The organism is Candidatus Macondimonas diazotrophica, assembly GCF_004684205.1.
GTDB classification, from domain to species: Bacteria; Pseudomonadota; Gammaproteobacteria; order UBA5335; family UBA5335; genus Macondimonas; species Macondimonas diazotrophica.
Map to the genome: position 1 here is coordinate 168,670 of NZ_SRIO01000005.1, position 20,300 is coordinate 188,969.

Annotated in this window: 21 protein-coding genes; 7 read left to right on the forward strand and 14 right to left on the reverse strand. The window is 63.6% G+C overall.

Going from position 1 to position 20,300, the window contains the following annotated elements; translation table 11 throughout:
* The first annotated feature begins 70 nt into the window (after positions 1-70).
* The 4 genes from E4680_RS05610 to E4680_RS05625 are packed head-to-tail and all read left to right on the forward strand — an operon-like array spanning position 71 to position 3,096.
* Positions 71-1,555: an ArnT family glycosyltransferase gene (locus E4680_RS05610; RefSeq protein WP_135281409.1), complete on the forward strand. Its 1,485-nt coding sequence runs from the start codon at positions 71-73 to the stop codon at positions 1,553-1,555.
* Positions 1,552-2,256 carry a phosphatase PAP2 family protein gene (locus tag E4680_RS05615; protein WP_135281410.1) on the forward strand — a complete coding sequence of 235 codons (705 nt, stop codon included), beginning with the start codon at positions 1,552-1,554 and terminating at the stop codon, positions 2,254-2,256. Before E4680_RS05610 ends, E4680_RS05615 begins: the two co-directional genes overlap by 4 nt.
* A 41-nt stretch (positions 2,257-2,297) precedes the next feature.
* A complete protein-coding gene (locus tag E4680_RS05620) occupies positions 2,298-2,756 on the forward strand; it encodes a nitrous oxide reductase accessory protein NosL (protein ID WP_135281411.1) in 459 nt (152 codons plus the stop codon).
* A 55-nt stretch (positions 2,757-2,811) separates the two neighbouring features.
* Positions 2,812-3,096, forward strand: a complete 285-nt coding sequence (locus E4680_RS05625; RefSeq protein WP_135281412.1) for a hypothetical protein — start codon at positions 2,812-2,814, stop codon at positions 3,094-3,096.
* 156 nt (positions 3,097-3,252) lie between these two features.
* Here E4680_RS05625 and E4680_RS05630 read toward each other — a convergent pair whose 3' ends face one another.
* From E4680_RS05630 to rpmH, 14 genes are all read right to left on the reverse strand, one after another.
* Positions 3,253-4,137, reverse strand: a complete 885-nt coding sequence (locus E4680_RS05630; RefSeq protein WP_135281413.1) for a methylated-DNA--[protein]-cysteine S-methyltransferase — start codon at positions 4,135-4,137, stop codon at positions 3,253-3,255.
* A 121-nt stretch (positions 4,138-4,258) separates the two neighbouring features.
* Positions 4,259-5,047 carry a DODA-type extradiol aromatic ring-opening family dioxygenase gene (locus E4680_RS05635; RefSeq protein ID WP_135281414.1) on the reverse strand — a complete coding sequence of 263 codons (789 nt, stop codon included), beginning with the start codon at positions 5,045-5,047 and terminating at the stop codon, positions 4,259-4,261.
* Between the two features lie 53 nt (positions 5,048-5,100).
* Positions 5,101-6,384: an NADH:flavin oxidoreductase/NADH oxidase family protein gene (locus tag E4680_RS05640; protein ID WP_135281415.1), complete on the reverse strand. Its 1,284-nt coding sequence runs from the start codon at positions 6,382-6,384 to the stop codon at positions 5,101-5,103.
* A 90-nt stretch (positions 6,385-6,474) separates the two neighbouring features.
* Positions 6,475-7,212, reverse strand: coding sequence for a CDP-alcohol phosphatidyltransferase family protein (locus E4680_RS05645; RefSeq protein ID WP_135281416.1), 738 nt, complete (start codon positions 7,210-7,212; stop codon positions 6,475-6,477).
* Complete coding sequence (locus E4680_RS05650) at positions 7,200-8,078, reverse strand: hypothetical protein (RefSeq protein WP_135281417.1); 879 nt, start codon at positions 8,076-8,078, stop codon at positions 7,200-7,202. The genes E4680_RS05645 and E4680_RS05650 overlap by 13 nt, the downstream gene beginning before the upstream one ends.
* Positions 8,071-9,144 (reverse strand): glycosyltransferase family 4 protein, encoded by a 1,074-nt coding sequence (locus E4680_RS05655; RefSeq protein WP_135281418.1) that lies wholly within the window; start codon positions 9,142-9,144, stop codon positions 8,071-8,073. The genes E4680_RS05650 and E4680_RS05655 overlap by 8 nt, the downstream gene beginning before the upstream one ends.
* Positions 9,141-9,539: a 6-pyruvoyl trahydropterin synthase family protein gene (locus E4680_RS05660; protein ID WP_240696133.1), complete on the reverse strand. Its 399-nt coding sequence runs from the start codon at positions 9,537-9,539 to the stop codon at positions 9,141-9,143. The genes E4680_RS05655 and E4680_RS05660 overlap by 4 nt, the downstream gene beginning before the upstream one ends.
* A 55-nt stretch (positions 9,540-9,594) precedes the next feature.
* The gene (locus E4680_RS05665; RefSeq protein WP_205688767.1) at positions 9,595-10,563 is read right to left on the reverse strand and encodes a zinc-dependent alcohol dehydrogenase; all 969 of its coding nucleotides are present in this window, start codon (positions 10,561-10,563) and stop codon (positions 9,595-9,597) included.
* Entirely contained in the window at positions 10,554-11,465 is a 912-nt protein-coding gene (locus E4680_RS05670; protein ID WP_135281420.1) for a RibD family protein, read from the reverse strand. Before E4680_RS05670 ends, E4680_RS05665 begins: the two co-directional genes overlap by 10 nt.
* Before the next feature lie 179 nt (positions 11,466-11,644).
* Positions 11,645-12,430: a class D beta-lactamase gene (gene blaOXA, locus E4680_RS05675; protein WP_135281421.1), complete on the reverse strand. Its 786-nt coding sequence runs from the start codon at positions 12,428-12,430 to the stop codon at positions 11,645-11,647.
* 280 nt (positions 12,431-12,710) lie between these two features.
* Entirely contained in the window at positions 12,711-14,078 is a 1,368-nt protein-coding gene (gene mnmE / locus E4680_RS05680; protein ID WP_135281422.1) for a tRNA uridine-5-carboxymethylaminomethyl(34) synthesis GTPase MnmE, read from the reverse strand.
* A gap of 9 nt (positions 14,079-14,087) precedes the next feature.
* Positions 14,088-15,767, reverse strand: coding sequence for a membrane protein insertase YidC (yidC, locus tag E4680_RS05685; RefSeq protein ID WP_135281423.1), 1,680 nt, complete (start codon positions 15,765-15,767; stop codon positions 14,088-14,090).
* Between the two features lie 10 nt (positions 15,768-15,777).
* On the reverse strand, positions 15,778-16,176 hold the full coding sequence (rnpA, locus tag E4680_RS05690) for a ribonuclease P protein component (protein ID WP_135281424.1): 399 nt from the start codon (positions 16,174-16,176) through the stop codon (positions 15,778-15,780).
* Entirely contained in the window at positions 16,177-16,311 is a 135-nt protein-coding gene (rpmH, locus tag E4680_RS05695; RefSeq protein WP_135281425.1) for a 50S ribosomal protein L34, read from the reverse strand.
* Positions 16,312-16,515: 204 nt separating this feature from the next.
* On the opposite strand from rpmH, the gene dnaA reads away from it, so the two are divergent.
* The 3 genes from dnaA (at position 16,516) to recF (ending at position 20,300) form a co-directional block, all read left to right on the forward strand.
* Positions 16,516-17,859, forward strand: a complete 1,344-nt coding sequence (gene dnaA, locus E4680_RS05700) for a chromosomal replication initiator protein DnaA (RefSeq protein ID WP_135281426.1) — start codon at positions 16,516-16,518, stop codon at positions 17,857-17,859.
* Between the two features lie 248 nt (positions 17,860-18,107).
* Positions 18,108-19,217: a DNA polymerase III subunit beta gene (dnaN, locus tag E4680_RS05705; RefSeq protein ID WP_135281427.1), complete on the forward strand. Its 1,110-nt coding sequence runs from the start codon at positions 18,108-18,110 to the stop codon at positions 19,215-19,217.
* 9 nt (positions 19,218-19,226) lie between these two features.
* Positions 19,227-20,300, forward strand: coding sequence for a DNA replication/repair protein RecF (gene recF, locus E4680_RS05710; protein ID WP_135281428.1), 1,074 nt, complete (start codon positions 19,227-19,229; stop codon positions 20,298-20,300).

The window sequence follows — 20,300 nt, forward strand, 5'->3', positions numbered from 1 at the left end:
CGTCGCGAAAGGGCGCTAGCCTATCGCCCCCATGTGAAAACCGGATGACTGCCCAGCAAGGAACACCTATATGCACAACGGTGAGGAGCGCAACGCGAATACTCGGCACACGGCTGGGCTCCGCGTTCTGCTGGGCGCGCTCATTGGCTTGACCGTCTTGCGTCTCGCAGTGCTGATTGCCTCGCCGCTCGATCTATTCGTCGATGAAGCGCAGTACTGGCTCTGGTCGACCCGACCAAGTTTTGGATACTACTCAAAGCCCCCGTTCATCGCCTGGCTCATTGCCTTCACCACGGCCTTGGTTGGCGATGCGGAATGGGGCGTCCGACTGGCGTCGCCACTTCTCCATGCCGGCACGGCCGGTTTCGTTTTTCTCGCCGGCCGGTCACTGTACGACGCGCGAACCGGCGTCGCGGCGGCCGTAGTCTATCTGACGCTGCCCGCGGTGAGCTTCTCCAGCCTGCTGATCTCCACCGATGTTCCGCTGCTGTTTTTCTGGAGCGCGGCACTGTTCAGCCTGATCCAGGCTCGGCAGCATGGCGGTGGTTGGTGGGTCGGGCTTGGCCTGTCACTCGGGTTGGGGCTGCTCTCCAAGTACGCGATGGCCTTTTTCTTGATTGGCTGGCTGTGGGGTGAGCTGAGTAGCCCACGCGCCTCCAGACGAGGCGCGCTCGTGGCCCTGGCAATTGCGGGATCGCTCTATGCGCCCAATCTGGTCTGGAATGCCGCCCACGGCTTCATCAGCTACCAGCACACCTCCGAAAACGCCGATCTGGCTGGTGCCCACATGAACGGCGGCGAACTACTGGCCTTCGTGGCCAGCCAGATCGCCATGTTGGGGCCGGGCGTATTTCTCGGGCTGATGGCGGCCCTGATTTCGCGCCCGCTGCGCGATGAGCCAGCGCGCTGGCTCATCGGCTTCATCGCACCGGTGCTGGTGTTCTACCTCGCGCTGGCGCTGGTGGCCGGTGCCAATGCCAATTGGGCGGTCAGCGCCTATGTGGCCGGATCGATCCTGGCCGCACGAGGCTTGATGCGCGCGTCGTGGCGACCCGCCTGGGGGATGGCGGTTGGATTGAATGTGTTGCTCGGGTTGGCGATCGCCGGAGTTGTGCTCTGCTGGGGCGAGGAGACCGATCGCTTTCCGCTGCGCGCCGATCCCCTGAAGCGCCTGCGGGGCTGGGAGACACTGGGCGCCGAAGTCAGCCAGTGGCGCCAGCGCTATCCCGCCGACTGCGTGCTGGTGACCGATCGCGCGACCGCCTCGGCCATGGCCTATTACGCCTTGCCGCGCCCGGCGCCGGTGGTCAAATGGCATCCGCCCGGCCCGATCCGCGATCACTTCGACCTGACTGCCGATCTCGCCGATGTCGCCTGCCCCGCCTGGTTGCTGGTCGCGCCACCGGACCGCGCGACCGGAATGGCACGCCGGTTCACCGGCAGCGAAGCGCTGGGCACGGTCGGTCAGCCCCAAGGGGACCAGCGTGAGCGGCGCTACGCCATCTATCGACTGCATGAATTCGCTGGCTATCCGACCCGGAGTCCTTCGCCATGATGCGTGCTTTGCCTGTTTACCCCGCCCTGATGCTCGCCCTCGGCCTCGGACTGCTGTTCTGGCTCTGGCCCGAACTCGATCTCTGGACGGCCCGACAGTTCTATCTCGAACCGCGCGAATTCTGGTGGACCGACCAGCCGATCAGCCTTTGGCAAAAGCGCGCCGTTCGGCTTGCCGGCACCATCGCCGTCATCGTGTTCGTGATCGGCCTGATCCGCACGCGCACAGGCGGCCGGTGGGCCGGGCTGGCCCAGCGCGGGTGGCTGTTTCTGATGCTGGCCTTGCTGCTAGGCCCGGGATTGGTGGTGAATCTGGGCCTGAAAGAACATTGGGGACGAGCGCGGCCGAGCTATGTTGCCGATTTCGGCGGGCCACAACGCTACACCGCACCTTTGGCTCCGGCGCGCGAATGCGACAGCAACTGCGCGTTTGTGAGCGGCGACGCGGCGCTGGGGTTTTTTTTGATGGCCGGCGCCTTCGTCGATCTCCGACGCCGTAAGGTCTGGCTTCTGGCCGGCCTGACGGCGGGCGGGCTGATCGGATTCTGGCGCATTGCAGCGGGTGGCCATTTTCTCAGTGATGTCCTGTTCGCCGGTATCGTGGTCTATGGCGTCTGCGCGCTGCTGGCGAAATGGTTGCCGGTCGAGCGTCCGATTCTTGATGCCGATCAAGCGCCCGACCGGTCATCCCACGCACACTGACCCTGAAACACCTACTTTCGGGACCAACAAGGAGACGAACAATGGGCATCCGGTATTGGATCATGGGGGTCGTACTGGCACTGGGACTCGCGACCGGGCCCATGGGAGCGGCATTGGCCGCCGAATCGGTCGGTGAGCCAGCGACCTGTGGCATGTGCGGCAAGGAAATGACCAATGCCCATGTCGGTTTCGTCCTCGTGCAGCCCGATGGGCAGGAAGAGCGTCTGGGGTGCGCCGGCTGTGGCCTGGCCATGCTCAAGGATGCGCCGAAAGGCGTGAAAGCCAAGACGCTCGATTTCATGCGCGGGGATGAAATCGATGCGCGGGCTGCCTATTATGTGCGTGGATCAAGCTTCACAGCCTGCTGTGAACCATCTTTCCTGGCCTTTTCCAGGAAAGATGAAGCCGAACGCTTCACCAAGGGCTTCGGCGGCACGGTCATGGATTTCGAAGCAGCCTATCAGGCGGTTCACGCTGCGCATCATCACCCCGGGAATTGAACCCGGCGGTGCCGATCGTCGGGGCGGTGAACACCCTCCCGACGATCGGTGAGCCATGTCCACATCGCGCCCCTCTCAATCCCCTGACCCCAAACCCGGCGCCGTGGAGCGCCATCGCCGCAAATGGTGGGTGCTCGGCATCGGCCTGCTTGTCCTGGCCTTTTACCGCAGTTTTCAGTTGCCGCCCGCGAGCCCCAGCGGCACCTTCTGGCCGCCCGACGGCAATGCGCTGCCCGAGGTCGTCCTCACCCGCTTCGCCGGTCTCATTTGCATTGCGTTTGGCGCCTGGGGCAGCAAGCGCCATGTCGACCGCCTGTTACGGATTTCGCAGCGGCGCTAACGCTCACCTTGCAGGCCCATGGCATCACGCCTTCCGGACGCGGTACGCGTGACCTGATCGTGCGGATCGGGGACCGCGAAAAGACGCAGGCGAGGTATCCCGCCAGCACGCAAACCGCGATTCGGCATCCGGCCACGATCCCGGCTTGCCGACGTTTCAGCTGCCGGATACGCGCCGCGCCTGTTCCCAGCCGATCAACAGCGCTTTGCGGGTCGGGTTCCAGCGATACTCGCCGATCTCGCCGCTTTCCCGGATGACGCGATGACAGGGGATGAGCAGGGCAATGTCGTTGGCAGCCATGGCGCTGCCGACGGCGCGGGCAGCGCGCGGTGCGCCGGCACGGACGGCGAGTTCCCCGTAGGAACAGACCGTTCCGGCTGGAATGCGCAGCAGCGCCTCCCACACCTTGATCCGAAACGGGGAACCACGCAGCAGCAAGCGCAAGGGTGCTGCGCCGGGCGCTGCGCCAAACAACCGATCGGCGAGACGCGCTGCCACCGCGGGGCGGTCGCGCAACGCCGCGTGCGGCCAGTGCTCGCGCAACCGGTCGGCAACCACCGCCGGCTCCGGCGCCTCGAGGAAGGATAGATGACAGATGCCGCGCGTGGTCTGGCCGGCCGCCATCCAGCCCAGCGGTGTGGCCGCCATCCCCCAGTCGATGACCACCCCCGCGCCGCGCCGCCGGATCTCCCCCGGCGTCATGGCCTCCCAAGTCACCAACAGATCATGCAACCGCCCGGTGCCGGACAAGCCCGTCGCCGCTGCGGTTTCCTCGACAGTCCGCGATTCCGCCAGTAGCGCCAGGGCGTGGGTCTTGGTGAGAAACTGCAGGAAGCGCGTGGGGGACACGCCGGCCCACGCGGTGAACAGCCGCTGGAAATGCGCCTCGCTGTAGCCCACGTGCCGCGCGACATCGGCCAGACCGGGCTGCTCCGCCGAGCGCTCACGGATGAAAGTGATCGCCTGCGCCACGGTTTCGTAGAAAAAAGGCTCGGACCGGGCCGGGAACCCGGCGGCTGCCTCAGACGGCCAACGGTTCATGCGACGCTCCAGGATGCGGGAAACCTCAGCCTATCCCAGCAATCCCAACCCGGCCACCCGATTCCTGCGCTTGCCCCCACCTGCGCGAACGATCCTGGGCACGCCGATTCGGTTGGCGTGCTCAGCCCGGCGCCTCGGTGGCGTAGGCATGCAGCGCCAGCGTACCGAAGACCCAGTTGCGATGAATCCGCTGCATGCCCTGACCGCCGGCAGCACCCAGGGCCACCAGAAAGGGCAGGTAGTGCTCCAGTGTGGGATGTGCGCGGCGGCCGTGGAGAAAGTGCCACGGGTCGCACAGCGCGGCCACATCGTTGGCCGCCACTGCCTGCTCCAGAGCGGTCATGAACTCGGCCGCCCAAATCGCCGCCTGGCCTTCGGCAGCGTGCCAGTCGATCTCGCGCAGATTGTGGGTGATACCGCCACTGCCGACGATGAGCACGCCGGCCTCGCGCAGCGACGCCAGCGCCTCGCCCAGCTGCAGGTGCCATGCAGCATCCTGGCCGGCGCTCAGGGAGAGCTGAAACACCGGGCAGGGCGGTCCTTCGGGCCACATGGCCTTAAAGGGAACCCACAGGCCGTGATCGAACGGCCGCTCGACGGCGGCGACTGGAACGCCACGGGCCGCGAGCGCATCGCGCAGCCATGCGCCGGTCATCGCATCGCCGCGGGTTTTCCACGTTTGCGCGTACAGCGCCGGCGGAAAGCCGTAGAAGTCGTGCTGGATCGCCGGCGCAGGCACAGCACCGGCGAGCGCCAGCGTGTCTGCTTCCCAATGGGCGGAAACGCACAGCACGGCGCGCAGTGCGCCCGCATACGACGGATCGAGCTGCGACCAGTACGCGGTCGTCCGGTTGGGTTCGGTCAGAAACGTCGGTGCGCCATGGGACAAGAACCAGACCGGTTGCCGCATATTTCCACTCCTCGGTTGATCTACCGCGCCTGCTCGCCCCCGCCCGCGTGCGATTAGCGGTCCTGCAGCGCTCGAACGCCGCGCCACTCATTGCGCAGGTACCCCATCATGCCGCGCAGCGGCCCCATGGCGGGATCGGGCGCCTGCCCCCGACCAATGCGCAGCAGTTGGACGCAGTACCACCCTTGCGCGTACATGTGGTTGAAATTGCGAATGCGGTTGATCGAGCTGGCCGGGCCCAGGACGCCGGGACCGATATTCAGCCGCTCCTCGTAGCGCGGCGCCTCGGTGCACTGCCCCGCGAGCAATCGTTTCGGCAGATCGGTCTGCACGCACATCGGTCGGCCCAGCCCGATCAGATCCAGCGCGTCTTCCGCCAGGGCCTGGTTCATGCCGGCCAGGCTGCGAAAACCACCGGTCACCATCAGCGGAATCCGGCACACCTGGCGCAAGCGCTCCGCATAGTCGAGAAAGTAGGCCTCACGAGCCAGGGTGCTCTGCGCCTTGGCCGGCGCCTTGTCGCCCTCCGCGCCGGTCCCGAAAAAGGAAAGCTGCTCATAGGTACCGCCTGAAATCTCGAGCAGATCGACGCCCGCCTCCTGCAGCCACTGCGCGACCTGCTGGGAATCCTCGTGACTGAAGCCGCCTTTCTGGAAATCGGCGGAATTGAGCTTGACGCAGATCGGAAAGGCCGGGCCCACACGCGTGCGGATCTCGCGCACCAGCGTGAGCAGCAGACGGGCACGGTTCTCGAGGCTGCCGCCCCACTGATCGGAGCGCAGATTGGCCTTCGGCGACAGGAACTCGCTCAGCAGATACCCATGGGCGGCATGCAGCTGAACACCGGTGAAGCCGGTCTGCTGCGCCACCGCGGCCGCCCGGACGAAGCGTTCGATCACCCCCTCGATATCTGATTCGCTCAAGGCACGCGGCTTGCCAAATGCGCCGCCGGGCAGCTTGACGGGAACCGCTGAAGGGCCCACCGGTTCGGCGTTGAGATAGCGGATGGTCTGGCGACCGGCGTGACTGAGCTGCATCCACAACTGGTTGCCGCCCACGGTGCCGGCATGGGCCAGAGCCGCCAGCGCCTCCTCTCCGCCGTTGTTGTCGATAGCGATGTTGCCGGGACGTTCCAGGTAGCGTCGGTCGACCTGTACGTTTCCGGTGATGACGAGCCCTGCACCGCCCTCGGACCATGCCCGGTACAAGCGCTGGTGCGCCTCGGTCGCCCGATTCTGGCCGTCAGACAGGCCTTCGGTCAGCGCCGCCTTGGCCAGTCGATTGGGTAAGGTAACACCGCATGGCAATGTCATCGGTGAGGCGATGGTCGTGGTCATGAATCCCCCTCCACATTTGGATCGGTGTGCCCCGGCATATCGGAGCCACTTGTGTTCACCTTGTCTTAAACGGATACACGAAAACGCCGGTCAGTCCGGGATGATCTTGCGGGATCGCGCCTGCAGCGCGCCCATATCGATCAGAAACGAGAGCAAAACCAGCGTCAGACCCACCCCCGCCATGGCCTGTACCCAGGCCGCTGAGAACACGGGCGCGAAACCCGCTGTGAGCAGGGCCGCATTGGTCACCCCGAAGACGGCGCGCCGCCGGCTTGGTGGCAAGGCACGGGACAGCGCCGGTTGCCATCGGCCAGCCAGCAGATAGCCATAACGCAAAAGGCCGCTGATGAGCACCCAGGCGCCCACCTGCCCGGTGCGCAGCAGCAAAAGGCCTGCCACCAGAACGAACAGCGCATCGACCTCCAGGTCGAAGCGCGCGCCGAAGGGCGACGCCGTTCCCTGGCGGCGGGCGATGGTGCCATCCAGTCCGTCGGCCAGTAGGAAGGCCGTTCCCAAAGCCACCGATTCCCATCCCAGAACCGGCTGCTCCCAGCCCCAGACCAGCCAGATCAGCAGCACGCAGCCCCGCCCCGCAGTCACGTGGTTGGCCCAGCCCCAATGGACATGCGGGGCATGCGCCGGCAGCTGGCGCCAGACCCAGATGGCCGCCGGTACGAAAGTCATCAGGAAGCGCACGGCCAGGGGTAGGGCATCCATCACCGTCGGCGCAGCCAGCGTCAGAAAGGTCAGCGCCAGCACTCCGGCGCCGAGCGCGCTACCCATCACCTCCCGGTGCAACGGCGCCGCCGATCCGATCAAGTTCGCCATGCCAGCAGATCACCATGAACGATGCGGATCCGCAGTGCGCCACTTGCGAGCTGGGCCCGCCGCTCACGCAGCCAGGCGCCCGCCTCCTCAGCCAGGCGCGGATTCTGCTCGCAGGCAGCCTTGACGTACCCCTCCAGCCAGGCTGCGGTCAGCAATGGATAGGCGGGCCCCAGTGACCACGCACTGCAGGCTGTATCCACCCGGTAGCCCGCCCGGGACAACGCCGCCGACCAACCGGGCAGAGCCCCGCCGCCCAGCGCTGGCCCGAAGCCCTTGTCGCGCCGCATGTGCGCAGAGAAGGCGCGGTCCAATGCGCGGTCCAATGGCTGTTGCGGGAGGCATTGCGCGCCATCGATCACATTCAGTGCGAGGTAGAGCGAATCCGTACCCGTTGCCGCGGCTTGCGCTGCGAAATCCGCAGCCCAGCGCCACGACACCAGATCGCCCCAAGCACTGGCGGCGATGGCGGAGACGCCTGCCAGATTCGGCTGCTCGCGCGCCAGATCGATGGTCTGCCACTCGAGCTGGCAATGCCCCTGCGGTCCGCACAGTCGGGTCACCTCGCCCATCTCGAAACGCCAGCCCGGATGACTCACGGCCCAGCGACCGAAGCGCTCCGCGCCCCGCGCGATCAGGTCCGAATCGACTTCCAGGGCCTCCCAGCGCAGCGGCCGACGCAGATAAGGCAAACAGGCGCGGAGCAGCGACCCGGTTCCCGCACCCAGCTCCACGACCCGGCCGTCGGCCGACAAACCGTCGAGCCAGCGCGCCAGCAAGCCCGTGTCACGGGCCTCGGTGTCGGCCGCCTCGCGCCAATACAACCAGTCGGCGTCGAATCCCGCTCCCATGGCGCGCGCCTCACTCATGCCGTGTCGATCGCGCAACAGCGCTGCACATGGCTTGCTCGAACACCGCGGTCGTTTCGCACCAGCCCCCCAATCGCCGGGCCTGCCGGCGCGCTTGCTTTGTCCAATGACGGCGCCGCCCGGGCTGTTCCATGGCCTGAGACAGCGCGCGGCGCAAATGGCGGGGCGCTGCACCGTGGATGCGCAGTCCGGCCGTAGGCGGAACGGTCTGAGCAATGGCACCGCCCCGGGTGGTCACGATCGGCAGGCCATGCATCAGCGCCTCTGCCAACGCCATCCCGTACCCTTCCAGACGGGATGCAGATACAAACAGATCCGCTTCATGATAGTGCCGCGACAGGGCGGCCGGATCCACCTCGCCGGTGATCCGGACGCGGCGGCGCCAGCCCGCGCGATCGCGTCGGGCGCGAATACGCCGCGCGTAGAGCTGATCACCACGGTCGCCACCGACACACACCAATTGCCACGCCACCTGCCGAACACCGCTCAAGGCGGCCAGCAACCGCAAATGCCCCTTGCGGGGGGTGAGGGTTGCCACGCACAGGAGGCGGACCGGGCCGGGCCGGGGCCGCTTCGGCAGGCGCCGCGTCACGCGCGCAGTGCCCGGTCGGGCCACATGAAGACGCGCCGCATCCAATTCCCCGCCGGCCAGCAGGGCGCGGGTCGCGGCGCTGGTGACCACCACTGCATCGACCCTGCTCAGCGCGGCGTGCTCGGCTTGGGCCAGATGCCGCGCGCGGTCGGGGTCGAGCCCGGTTTCCAGCGCCAGCGGATGATGAATCAGGGCGATGACGGGCCCGCGCGGATCGCTGCGAGCAAGCAGAGGCGCGAACGCGGGCAGCGCCAGGCCGTCGATGATCAGGCCGGCGCCCGCCGCAGCGCTGCCGGTCCAGGTGTGCGCCGCAGCGACCTGCGCCGATCCATCGGCATCGGGATGACGGCCGGCCAGCGCGTGGACATCCAGTGCCACGCCGCGCGCGCGCAGGCCAGACACCACCTCGGCATCATATCGATACCCGCCCGTGTACTGCGCCAACGGGCCGGGGACCGCCCAGTGCCACCTCATGGATGGAGCGGTCCCTCGAAGCTGGCCCAGGCCTGGGGATTTTCCCGCAGCACCACGCGCACCTGCCGGATCCGCTCGAGCTCGTCACGCCCCAGAGCACCCGCACGCAACTGCGCGCAGACATCGGCGTGAATCGCGGCCGCCAGGACTTCGCTGGTGGTGTTGCGTCCGGCAAAGCGAGGCAATTCGTCCAGATCACGATAGTTCAGGGGCGCCAGAACGGCGGCAAGTAACTGGGCCACCTGACCCATGTCCGCCACCACACCATCACCATCAAGCCGCTCGGCGAACAGGCTCAACTCCACCTCGAAGGTCGCGCCGTGCAACCGCTGCGCCGGCCCGAAACGTTCGCCGCGCATGCGGTGGGCGATCATGAGGTGGTTCGTCAGGGTCATTCCATACATCGGGATCGCTCCGTTTCGCAGCTCGAGTCATATCGTGGTTCGCGCGTCACTCGTAGGTGAGCACCTGGCACAGTGCACCGGGCGCCTCGCAGACCTTTGTCAGCGCACGCGGTGCATCGGCAAATGGCCAGTCCGGCTCGAGCAATCGGTCCAGGCGCGGATCGCGAAGCAGCGCCAACGCCAGCGCCAGCCTCCGCCCAGTGCCCCAGCGCGCGCGCCGCGAGGGGGCAACGTGGCCGACCTGAGAGGCCACGATGGCAAGCCGCTGGGCATGGAAAGCCGCGCCCAAGGGGAGCGGTACGGTCCGATCGCCATACCAGCTCAGCTCCAGCACCCGTGCCTCGAAGCCGGCCGAGGCGAGCGCGAATGCCAGTCCCTCGGGCGTACCGCTGGCATGGAACACCACGTCCGCCCCTGGCTGCGGCTCGGTGTCCGCGCCCATCCACGTCAGCCCCAGATGCCGCGCCAACGCCGCGCGCGCGGGATTCGTATCCACGAGGCTCACCTGCGTTCCGGCGATTTGCGCGCTGAGATACGCCACCAGCAGCCCGATGACACCCCCGCCCACGACCGTCACCTGATCGCCGATGCGCACGCCCGCATCCCAGAGTGCGTTGACCGCGGTTTCCATGTTGGCCGCCAGCACTGCGCGCCGGGGCGGCAGGCCCTCCGGCAGCCAATGTAAGGCATCGGGCAGCAGACGGCACCAGTCCTGGTGCGGATGCAGCGCAAATGCCCAGCGTCCCTGATCCGGTCCACTCTCCACCTGCCCGACCAGGCTGTAGCCGTATTTGACCGGGCCGGGGAATTCGCCTTCCTGATGCGGGCAGCGCATGCGTGTCCATTCACTCGCGGGGACACGTCCCTGAAACACCAGACTTTCGGTACCCCGGCTGATGCCGCTGAAGCGGGTCCGCAATGTCAGCGCATCGGGCGACGCGTGCGTGGCCGCCTCGCGCAGCGCCGCCTGCCCGGGCGCAAGGACCCACAACGCGGTCGGCCGGCTCAGGGGCACGACACGTCCAGCTCGAAGAGCACATCCCGACCCTGCAGATAGCGCGTGGCCTGGGGACGCCGCTGGCTCTTGCACACCCCACCGGCCAGATCGATCCCCAAGCGCCCAGCGCCCAGCAACACCGGCGCAACGGTGATCTGCAACCGGTCAAGACAGCCTTGTGCCAGAAAGCGCGAGACGGTGACGCCGCCGCCCTCGATGAGAACGCGCGACCAGCCGCGTTCGGTCAGGACGTTCAGCAGATCGGCCAGATCCAGTCCTTGCGGCCCACGACGGACCGGGAGCTGCAGCACATGTGCGGGAAGGTCGGGGTTGGGCGCGGTATCGTGCGCCCGGCAGTAGACCACTGGCGCGAGCCCGTCGCTCAGCATGCGATAATCGCCGCGCAACCGGGCCTCGGTATCGATGACCACCCGAACGGGATGACGGCCCGGCACTCGCCGCACGGTCAGTCGAGGATCATCGGCATACACGGTGCCGGCGCCCACGATGACCGCATCGACCAAGGCGCGCAGACGGTGCATGTGATCATAGTTCTCCGGCCCGGTCAGGCCGGCCGAGCGACCTCGTGCGGGGGCAATGCGGCCATCGAGGCTCTGGCCGAGATGGGCCACGACGAAGCGCCGCCCCGGTGGGCAGGCGGCCAGCGGAAGATACAGGTCGAGCAGCTGGGCAACCGCGCCCGGCAGCCCGGTCTCACTGCGCCAGCGACCATCAGCGAGCACCCGGATCCGCTCCGGATGCAGCCTGGCCATTGCATCGACTGGCTGCGCTGCATGCGCGCTCAGATCGAACGCCGCAGCCGAACCGGCCGCATTCAGCTGCGCGCGGAGTTGGCGAATCGCCGCCCAGGCCTGTTCCATGTTCCACGATCGGACCGGGTCGCAGGTCGGCAACAACATCCTTAACCCTCCCTGGTAATGGACGATGACCGCACTTTGGAAAATCGGCCAGACAGCACACTTCTGTCAAGAGCGCTGCGACCGAATGCATCCCGTTACGCGTCGCGGAAGCCGCGATGGGGCGGCGCTGGACGCTACATCCAGCGTGCGAGCATCCGGTCACGCCAAGGTCGCGGTCCCTAGAACACGCCGAGTGCCTGCAGACAGGCTTTGCCTAATGAGATCCGCCGGTCGGCATCCTGCTGGGTACGCACATCGAGATTCAGGGCAAAGGCATAGATGGCCCCGTCGTGCTCAACCCAACCGACCCACCAGCCGATACCCGGCCGGGGGGCATTTTCCCAACCCGTCTTGCCGTAAAGCGAGCCGGTATCCCGTTCTTCCAGAAGAAGAATTTCGCGGACAGACTGCTGCACGCCGGGATCCATCGGCAGCGTCCCCTTCGCCAATCTGGCCAGGAAAAGCACTTGTTCGACGGCGCTGATTTCAAGCGGCCCGGTTAACCAGAATTGGTCCACTTGAGTGCCGAGTCGGCGGTTTCCATACCCCAAACGATCCACCCCCGCCTGCATCCGTTTCAAGCCGATCCGGCGAGCCAGTTCCTGGTAAATGGCCACGTTCGACAGGCGAATCGCTTCTCGCAAACCCATGTCACGCTGCCATTGGGGATAGGGCTGCGGCTGACCACCGTACGGGAGCACCGCATCGACACTGGGCACACTGCCGGTTGACAATCCAATCAGGCTATTGGCGATCTTGAAGGTCGAGGCCGGGACGAAGCGGGTGTTCGCCCGCACCCGATTGTGCCCGATCAGCACATCGGCATCGACGTCATAGAGGACAAAGCTGCCCTCCACGCCAGCCGCCCGGAAGCATTCGGCCAGTATCGGACTCTCTTCCCAGATCCGACCGCAAGCGGTCTGACTGAACAAAACCATGCACAGAACGAGCGCGATGCGTTTCATGGCGGTTCCTGTGATATCGGGGGCTCAGTCGGTGGGCGTGTGCTTGCCGTTCAGGCCAGCGCAGTCCGGGATATCCGTTCAATACAGAAGGTCGAAAAACGAACAAGCCCATGTTTCATAAGGCGTCATTTTTGGATCAGCGTCATCATGGGTACAAATCTGGGTACAAATATGAGTGGATGCCTGCGGAACAGGCAAGAGCGTTGCGGAACAAAAAGCCTGCATTTACGCGGGCTTAGATCGTTATCGCGGAATATTTCAGACCGTTCCGGAAGGCATGTCATTTGCCGATGCAGAAACTGGAGAAGATGCGACCGAGAAGATCGTCGCTGGTGAAGGCGCCGGTAATCTCGCCCAACGCCGCTTGGACGAGGCGCAGCTCCTCGGCCGCCAGCTCGCCGGCGCGCTCCTGGCGCAGGCGCGCATCCGCCGCTTCCAGATGGGCCGCAGCATGATCGAGCGCATCCAGATGCCGGCGCCGCGCTGAAAAAACGCCCGAGCCAGCGCTGTACCCGGCGCAGGCCTTGAGATGATCACGCAAAGCATCGAGCCCCTCGCCGGTCGCCACCGAAAGACCGAGGTAAGGCGCCTCGCCGGGCACATCCCACAGGCCGGGCGCTGCCTGAGTGAGGTCGATCTTGTTGTACAGCACCGTCACTTTCAGATCGGGCGGCAAGTCATGCATGCCCAGCAGGTCCGCAGGCTGAGGCAAGGCCGCTTGCGGTTGGGTGCTGTGATCCAGCATCAGCAGCACCCGATCGGCGCTGTTCACGGCGGCGCGGGCACGGCGGATGCCTTCCTGCTCCACGGCATCGCCACTCGCATGCAGACCCGCCGTGTCGATCACATGCAGGGGCAGGCCGTCGATCGCGATGTGGGTCCGCAGGACATCGCGCGTGGTGCCGGCCTGTGCGCTGACAATGGCGGTTTCCTCGCCACTGAGCGCGTTGAGCAGACTCGACTTGCCCGCGTTCGGGGGACCGGCGATAACGACGGTGTATCCATCCCGCAGCACTCGACCCTGACCGGCATTGACGCGAAGGTTCGCGACGCTCGCGCGCAGCGCATCGAGCTGCCGGAACAGTTCGGCATCGGCGAGAAAATCGACTTCTTCTTCGGGAAAATCGATCGCCGCCTCGATATGGACGCGCAGCGTGATGACCTGCTCCGTCAGGACCTCGACCTGCCTGGAGAAGTCACCCTGCAGGGAGGCCATGGCCGCACGCGCGGCAGCCGCCGACCCGCTGGCGATGATGTCGGCGACCGCCTCGGCTTGGGCAAGATCGAGTTTCCCGTTGAGAAAGGCGCGTTCGGAGAATTCACCTGGACGCGCGAGGCGGGCGCCGAGCGCCAGAGCGCGGGCGAGCACCAGATCCAGCACCACCGGGCCGCCATGGCCCTGCAACTCCAACACGTGTTCCCCGGTAAAGGAATTTGGCGCCGGGAAATAAAGCGCTAAGCCTTCGTCCAGCGCCACGCCGTCATCACCGCGGAACCGCGCATAGTGTGCGTGGCGTGGAGATGGCAATTGGCCCAACAGGGCGCGAGCAAGATCCGGCACACCGGGGCCGGAAATACGGACGATACCCACGCCGCCGAATCCCGGCGGTGTGGCAATGGCGGCAATCGTCTCGGTGGCGGCGGGCATTGAACCCGATCAGGCAGCCGGCGCGGTCCGGGCTTTCTCGCCTTCCACCTTACGCGTGATGTACCACTGCTGAAGAATGCCCAGGGTATTGCTGACGACCCAGTACAGTACGAGACCCGCGGGGAACAGGGCGAAAAAGACGGTCATCAGGACCGGCATCATCATCATGACCCGTTGCTGCATGGGATCCATCGTGCCTTGGGCCGTACTCAGCTTTTGCTGGATCAGCATGCTGATGCCAAACAGGACCGGCAGCACGTAATACGGATCCTTGGCCGACAGATCGTCGATCCACAGAAAAAACGGTGCCTGACGCAACTCGACGCTCTCCAGAAGCACCCAGTACAGCGCGATGAATACCGGCATCTGCACGAAGATGGGGAGACAGCCGCCGAGTGGATTGAATTTTTCCTTGCGGTACAGCTCCATCATCGCTTCGTTGAGCTTTTGCTTGTCCTCGCCGTAGCGGTCGCGCAGGGCCTGGATGCGCGGCGCGAATTCTCGCATCTTGGCCATGGACCGGTATTGCGACTCGGACAATTTGTAGAACGCCAGCTTGATCAGCACAGTCAGTGCGATGATCGCCAAGCCCCAGTTGCCGAACAGCACGGCATGCAGCCAGGACATGACCCAGAACAGCGGCTTGGCGATGATGGTGAGGAAACCGTAGTCCACCGTCAGCTCCAGCCCGGGTGCGACGTCGGCCAGGATGTCCTGCTCCTTGGGCCCGAGGAACAGTTCGGTGTTCAGGGTCTGAACTGCTCCCGGGGCCAGCTCCACCGTGGGTTCGGTCAGACCGAGAATGATCTGACCCCCCGGAAGGAGTTTGCTGTAGTAGCGGTTTTGCGACGCCGCATCCCCCAGCAATGCGCCCAGGAAATAGTGGTCGACGAAGGCTGACCAGCCTCCCGTCGGGCGCAAGTCGATGGGCTCGGCCGTCAGCTTATCGAAGGTGCGCTTGTTGTAGCGCTCGCCGTCATAGAAGCCGGTGCCGGAAAAGGTATGAGGCATCAGGAAATTGCGCTTGGGCTGTGGTGGCGGAATGCGCTGCAGCTGGCTGTAGAGGCTACCGCTCCAAGCGGTGTCGCCACGGTTCTCCATGTCGAAAGCCACCTGGACCACATAGCTTCCGCGTTCGAACCGGTAGCGCTTGGTGACCGTCACCCCGGAAGCGTCGGTCCAGGTCAGCGGGATTTCAAGGCTGTCCTGTCCGTCCTGGAGTACGTATCGATCCGCCGCAGTTTGATAGCGCGTCCGGTGATCCGGGGCCGGGCTGTTCTGCGAGATGAGCCCGCTTTGGGCGATGTAAAACTGCCCATCCCGGTCACCCAGCAACTGAACCGACATGCCGGGGTTATCGGGGGAAACCGGATATTCGAGCAAGGCCAACTGCCGAAGGTCCCCGCCGAGCGCATCGATTTCCCCACGATACAGATCCGTTTCAAAGACGATGCGTTCGGCGCTCGCCATGACCGGGGTCGGTTGCTGGCTTTCACCCGGCGGCGGCGGATTCAATGTCGGCGCATCGAGCGCGGGCAAGTCCTGCTCAGCCGGCTCGGCGGGCGCGGTCACCGTGGGCGGCGACGGAATATCGGCCGTCTGGATGGCCGAATCCTCGATCCAGGCCTGCCAGATGAGAAACACGATGGCCGCGAGCACGGCATAGAGGGTAAAACGGATATTTTCCATGGCAAAAGGCCTAATGGCGCGCGGGAGTTGTCGAGACCGGCACTTTAGCCCGTGACGCCAGCCGTCGCCAGTGCCTGACCAAGGCACGGTGGAGATCTGCTCGTGCGAGCTGGCCTGCGCCATACCGAGCCATGATCATGACATCCCAGCCCGACAGCTCATCGTAGTGATGGCGGAAGCTTTCGCGGCAGATGCGCTTGAGTCGGTTGCGCGCCACGGCGTTTCCGGATGCCTTGACAGAGATCGCGAGACCAAGCCGCGCATAACCCACCTCATTCGGGCAGGCCAGGACGACGAATTCGGGGCTCCCCTGACGTTGACCCGTAGCGCGCACGACGGCGAACTGGGCAGAACGGGTCAATCGGTTGGCGGGGGGGAAGGTCCGCCTGCCCGAAGACGCGCCGCTCAATCAGACCGTCAGGCGATGACGACCCTTGGCGCGCCGGGCCTTGATTACCAGACGGCCATTCTTGGTCGCCATTCGGGCGCGGAATCCGTGGGTACGTTTGCGACGCAGTTCACTGGGCTGATAGGTTCTTTTCATGGCGGTAACCGTGTTCCGGCAAGTCGTTCGGCGTCCAGCGGGGCAGACGCAAGGGCTGGAGATGCTACTGCTCCAGCGGCGTGACTGTCAATCTCGGCGCCTGTGGCTTGCGGCTACAAAGCGGTATAGACTGGTTTGCCCGCGACGAAGCGGCGGGGATTCTTTGCTATTTACTTCTGTAATTACAATAAATTGGATCCTCTTGTGTCTGTGTGGAAAACCTGTCTTGATGCCTTGCAATCTCAACTTCCGGAACAACAGTTCGGAGTTTGGATCCTGCCACTGCAAGCGGTGGAGGAGAATGGCCGGCTGCGGATACTCGCACCCAACAGCTTCGTTCAGGAATGGGTACAAGCGCATTACCTCAACCTGATTCAAGACATCGTAGGCAGTCTGGCGCCAACTACGACGCCGCCGCGATGCATTGAAGTCGGCTCGGTCAAGCCTGTCACCCCGCTCTCGGCGCCGTCCGCTACGCCAGGCGAACCGGTCCGGTCGTCGCTGATGGCCCGCAGCGAACCGCTGACCGGAAATCGGATCAATCCGGCATTCACGTTCGACACCTTTGTGGAAGGCAAGTCGAACCAGCTGGCCTTCGCTGCCGCGCGCCAAGTCGCCGAGAATCCGGGAGAATCCTATAACCCATTGTTTTTGTACGGGGCAGTCGGTCTCGGAAAGACGCACTTGATGCATGCGGTTGGAAATGACCTGCTCCAGAAACACCACGGCGCGAAGGTAGTGTACCTGCACTCCGAACGATTCGTGAATGATATGGTGCATGCTCTGAAGAACCATAAAATAAATGAATTCAAGAACTTCTACCGTTCCTTGGATACCTTGTTGATCGACGATATCCAGTTTTTCGAGGGCAAGGAACAATCCCAGGAAGAGTTCTTCCACACCTTCAATGCCCTGCTGGAAGGACAGCGGCAGATCATTCTGACCTGCGATCGCTACCCCAAGGAGGTGCAGGGCCTAGAGGAACGCTTGCGATCCCGCTTTGGGTGGGGCCTGACGGTTGCGGTCGAACCGCCCGAACTGGAGACCCGAACGGCAATCCTGATCAAAAAAGCCGAGCAGATGGGTGTCGACCTTCCGGATCAGGTGGCTTTTTTTATCGCCAAACAGGTGCGCTCGAACGTTCGTGAACTCGAAGGTGCACTCCGGCGTGTCATTGCCCATAGTCAGTTCAAGGGTCTGACCATCAGCTTGGACGCAACCCGCGAAGCCTTGCGGGATCTCCTGCTCCTGCAGGAAAAACTGATCACGATTGAAAACATCCAGCGCACAGTCGCCGACTACTACAAGCTCAAGGTGAGCGACCTGACATCGACCCGACGCACACGGACCGTTGCACGGCCCCGTCAGATGGCAATGGCACTGGCCAAGGAACTGACGGCCCACAGCTTGCCGGAGATCGGCAAGCACTTCGGCGGACGCGATCACACCACTGTACTGCACGCCTGTCGCAAAACGACCGAGTTGCGGGAAAGTGACCTTCGGGTCAACGAAGACTACCAAATGCTGTTGCGTATCCTCTCGGCATGAAGACCGGGAAAACAGTGTGGATAAGCTGTCAGGAATCAGTGGACGAATCGGCGAAGAATCCGAAAAGCGAAGTTACCCACAGCTCCTCCACAGTCGATTCACAATCGTACTCAAATGGAAAATGCGTTAAAACCCATTGAAAGATCAGGGAAAATGAGCGTTTCTCCACTTATGCACATGCTCTACTACCTCCACAAGAAAACTCAAGACTTAGATTTAGATACACCCTCTGCCCGGGATGATGCGACATGAAATTCGAGTTGCTCCGTGAGGAATTCCTCAAGCCTCTGCAAACAACCATCGGCGTTGTCGAACGACGGCAAACCATGCCAATCCTGGCCAATGTTCTGATTCAGATCGAGAACGACGCGTTCCAGATCACTGGGACTGACCTGGAAATCGAGATGGTCGCTCGTGGCACCTGCAAGACCATCAGCCCAGGCAGTGCCACGGTGTCAGGACGCAAGTTGCTCGACATCGTGAAAAGCCTACCTGACGGCGCCAAGCTGCAGTGCGCGCTAACAGAAGACCGCATCGCTATCCGGACACAGGGAAGCCGATTCTCGCTCGCTACGCTGCCGGTTTCGGATTTTCCAGTCAGCCGCGGACAGGATGGCGGTGTGCGGCTGATGCTGGACCAGAGCAAGCTAAAGAATCTTCTCGATCTGACTCAGTTCAGCATGGCACATCAGGATGTTCGCTATTACCTCAATGGCTTGCTGTTTGATCTACGCCCGGGGTTGCTGCGGGCCGTAGCCACGGACGGACACCGCCTTTCGATGGCAGAGACCCGATTGGATACCGCGGGGGGAGTCACAGGACAACAGATCATCATTCCCCGAAAAGGCATCCTGGAATTGCAGAAATTACTGACGGAAGGCGAGATCGAGCTCGAAATCACCTCGAACCAGATCACGGCATCAATGGAAGGAATTCGATTCACCAGTAAACTTGTCGACGGCCGATTTCCGGACTACGAAAAAGTCATTCCACCAACCTTACCGCGATCGCTCGAGGTTGATCGGCTGGAACTCCGCCAGAGTCTTTCTCGAGCAGCAATCTTGTCGAACGAGAAGTTTCGGGGGGTTCGGCTCAGTCTCGACGCGCATGGCGTCACCATTCGTGCCCACAATGCCGAGCAGGAAGAAGCCGAAGAATCGTTAGCTGGAACGTACATCGGGGAACCGATGGAAATCGGATTCAATGTTGTCTATCTACTCGAACCGTTAGCTGTTTTGCGCACCGACACGGTACGCCTGCAATTCTCAGATGCAAACGGAAGCTGTTTGATCACCGCAACCGACTCGGAAGACGACAGCACACCGAATCAGCACGTGGTGATGCCAATGCGCCTTTAAGGGATTCGGATGACCATCCATGTGCTGAAAGGCCTTAATTTTCGGCGATTTGAGGCATTTCACCTGGAATGTCATCCGCACTTCAACGTCGTCATTGGCCCCAACGGCGCGGGGAAGACGTCCTTGCTTGAAGCCATTTATGTGTTGAGCCGGGGAAAGTCGTTTCGCACGACCCGTCGCCACAGGCTTTGGCGACATGGCGCAGACGCCTTTTCGTTACGCGCCGAGCTTTCGGATCCGCTGGGGCGACGACTGAAGCTCAAGCTGGATGCAGATGCCCAGGGTTTGAATGTACGGTTGCAGGACGAGCCGATCCGGGTTTTGAGCGCCATCTCGCCGCTGCTTCCAGTGCAACTCCTTGATCCGCGTGAAACTCCCCTGGTGGCTGGGAGTCCGCGGGACCGCCGGCGATTTCTGGATTGGGGATTGTTCCACGTGGAACCTCGGTTTCACCACCACTGGCAGATGTATGAGCGCGCACTCGGGCAGCGCAACGCCGCACTTCGGGCCGCAGCATCCGAATCGGTTCTGATTGGTTGGGAAAAAACGATGGTCACCCATGGCGAGGTGCTCGATCAGATGCGGCGTGCCTACCTGACCGAGTTGATGCCGCTGATGGACACGTATCGCGAGAAACTGGCATGTACGGCATCGCTCGAATGCCGTTACCAACCGGGGTGGCCGCGCGAACGCAGCTTTACGGAGTCGATTCATAGTCACCGTGCGCGGGATCGTCTTCAAGGATTTTGCTCGATAGGCCCGCACCGTGCAGACATCGACATTCGAATCGATGGTATAGCTGCTGCACATCACCTTTCCCGAGGTGAAGAGAAGCGCTGGACGTATGCCTTCTTATTGGCACAAATTGCCTATATGAAACACAAAACGGATCGGGAACCCATCGTTTTGATCGACGATCCGGTCTCCGAACTGGACGAACAGCATTGGGCGCGGTTGTCGGAGCTGCTGACCTCCCTTCCAGCCCAGCAATTCATTACGTTGATCGATTCCCGCTACGTTCCCAGAACCGCAGACTACGGTGTGTTCCACGTGGAACAAGAGCCGGCATCAAGAATGGTATGA